3 protein-coding genes and 1 pseudogene are annotated in these 2233 nt (G+C 59.3%); 1 reads left to right on the forward strand and 3 read right to left on the reverse strand.

The annotated features are described in order from the left end of the window. Positions 1-113: 113 nt before the first annotated feature. Positions 114-515: pseudogene (locus ACS5Q1_RS47655) on the reverse strand (pyridoxal-phosphate dependent enzyme); the annotation flags it as partial. A gap of 283 nt (positions 516-798) precedes the next feature. Continuing rightward, complete coding sequence (locus ACS5Q1_RS47660; RefSeq protein ID WP_473104744.1) at positions 799-1047, reverse strand: ParB N-terminal domain-containing protein; 249 nt, start codon at positions 1045-1047, stop codon at positions 799-801. 157 nt (positions 1048-1204) lie between these two features. Here ACS5Q1_RS47660 and ACS5Q1_RS47665 point away from each other — a divergent pair, with 157 nt between their 5' ends. After that, a complete protein-coding gene (locus ACS5Q1_RS47665) occupies positions 1205-1411 on the forward strand; it encodes a hypothetical protein (RefSeq protein WP_473104745.1) in 207 nt (68 codons plus the stop codon). 283 nt (positions 1412-1694) lie between these two features. Here ACS5Q1_RS47665 and ACS5Q1_RS47670 read toward each other — a convergent pair whose 3' ends face one another. Next, entirely contained in the window at positions 1695-2069 is a 375-nt protein-coding gene (locus tag ACS5Q1_RS47670) for a hypothetical protein (RefSeq protein ID WP_473104746.1), read from the reverse strand. Between the last annotated feature and the right edge of the window lie 164 nt (positions 2070-2233).

A 2233-nucleotide genomic window follows, 5' to 3' on the forward strand; every position in this document is an offset into this window, starting at 1 on the left:
ACCCGAGACAGTGCTATGGCCGGCTGCGCAACCCCGGCCAACTCCGCCGGCCACCCCAGCCGTAGCGCCACGACCGATCATGCACTAACATTGACACCGGACCACCTCGTGGGGGCTGGCCACATCGACACAGCCATCACGAGCCCGCGGGCCTTGAACGATCCTGTCGGAAGGCGTCCTTCGTCCTTGACGAGGACCTCTCCTCCTCCCGCAGCCTTTGCAGACCGGGAGAGCGGAATGAGCGGAGTATCCGTCTCTCCCAGACTCACGATGTCCGTCACGCGGCGGACCGGCAGGAACTCGCGCCACCGCCATAGATCTTTCGGGCGTTGAGCCACTTCATCTTTACTGATAGAGGCGCGGAGACCGTCAAGATCGTAACGGACCAACAGCGGTTTACCTGCGCGCGAGAGATTTTGCGGCCTGTCCGCTTCGTAGACCTCACCGGTCCAGGAGCACTCAAGATGGGTGACGAAGGTCGGCCGCTCGGCGATTAAATTGGCGTTGATAACCATGCGATCACCTTTCGATATCTCAATGCCCTTGTGTCGATCCGATGCGACTTGCACGAAGTGCACAGGAAACGGTTGAAAATAGGATACGCCGCGGCTCGGAAATCAATCAACACGCTGCAGAATTCCCATCGGCGCATATTGCACCGGGTGAGTGCCCCATCACCCGCTTGAGCGCACGGCTGAAAGCGGCGTGCGGTCCATCCGAGGTGACGGCAAGCTGGGACTGGGTGATACTGCCTTCAACGCCCCGACGGAGAAGGTTCAACTCGCAAGTCGTCGCATCTCAGTGCTTGCGAGCCTGCACCAAGTAGGCTGGAACAGTTGTCTCTCCGAGAGCCTTGCACGCTTCCAGACGATGTAGTCCCTCAACCAAGACAAAGCGTGTGCCGTCAGGCCGCACAAGTATGGGAGCTTGCTGCCCCTTTTCGATGATGCTCTCGGCCAAAGCCTCAACCTTCTGGGGATCAAGAGTTTGCCGACGCTGCACAGGCACATAGACATCCTGGATTGCGAGGATCTGCCTTTTCATCATCTCTGCTGCTCCAGCCTCGGGGTATATCTTCTGAAGCTTATGCGCAGAAAGTGGGCTTGCATAGGAACATGCCATCCGGAGAGGCGTTCACTGACAGGTCCAGCTTAGCAATTCCGTAGGCCGCCTGCGTTGGGCCTCCTCAACCGGAGACACATCCATGAGCAAACTCACAGCATTGATGGGCTTCCTCTTCCTGGCGATTTCGTCTGCATGGGCGCAGACCCCACCTGCCACGCCCGGATCTCCTCCGGCCGGAGACGCCACAGCTTCAGGGGGCGGCCTTGCGGGCTATTGGTGGATTATCCTCGCCATTATCGTCGTTGCGGCTGTCGTCTACTTCATGAGGCGTCGCAGGAGCATGTAAGCGAGTTGATCCCATAGGAACGAAACATGACATCAGGCGTTGAGCGGTAGCCTATTTGATGCTCATGACCTTATCCGAGATAGGAACCCGGCCTTGTGCCGGGTTCTTTTGTATGAGCTCGGCAGCATAGCTCATTGGGAACTCGATGGAGGGCCAATCCAGGGCGGGCGATGAACAGGGTCCATTGTGACAATGGGCTCATGGGCTACTTCTTGTCCGAAAATCATCAGGATCAGCTTACGTTGATCCCATGACAAGTAGCACTTCTGCCTTCGGATCAGTATCACCGTCCGAGCATCCAGTCCCCCACGTCATCAAGGGCATCGAAGGCGCGGTTGGTCAGGCGCCGCGGACCGGCGAGCAGCCCCTCCTCCCGCTCCACACCATAGGGCTGCTGACGCGGCGGCATCGCCTCGCGGTATGCGCCGAATTCATCAGCCGGCGCGTCGAAAGCCCAGTGCCGCTGTGCAACGGCAGACGGCATGTTGTCCGGCGGCATCGGGCGCATGGTGTTCCTCGCCTCGGCCGAGCGCCGATTTTCAGGTGGCAGGATATCCTCGACCCGGCTCAGAGCCACGGACTGCGACTGAGCCAGCGTAACCCGGTAGCCGAGTTCGTGCGCGACACCCGGCAGGTTCCGGACTGCTGCCCTGCCCACCTCCAGGCCGTGGCAGATGCTGAAGTACAGGGCATGGAAGTTAAAGCGTTTTTGGTTTCAGTGTAGGACATAGCCGGCGTGCCTGATCCAGCCTTTGGCATCGTTTGCGGTGATGGTGTCGAGGGCTGGTTTGAGTTCGGCTTCCAAGGCTTCGAGAGTGCGTA

The sequence above is a fragment of the Microvirga sp. GN3 genome, from assembly GCF_055792825.1.

What these genes read in the sequence shown, in the direction of transcription:
- ACS5Q1_RS47660 (WP_473104744.1), bottom strand. Translation starts at nt 1,047, where the DNA reads ATGATGAAAAGGCAGATCCTCGCAATCCAGGATGTCTATGTGCCTGTG.
- ACS5Q1_RS47665 (WP_473104745.1), top strand. Translation starts at nt 1,205, where the DNA reads ATGAGCAAACTCACAGCATTGATGGGCTTCCTCTTCCTGGCGATTTCG.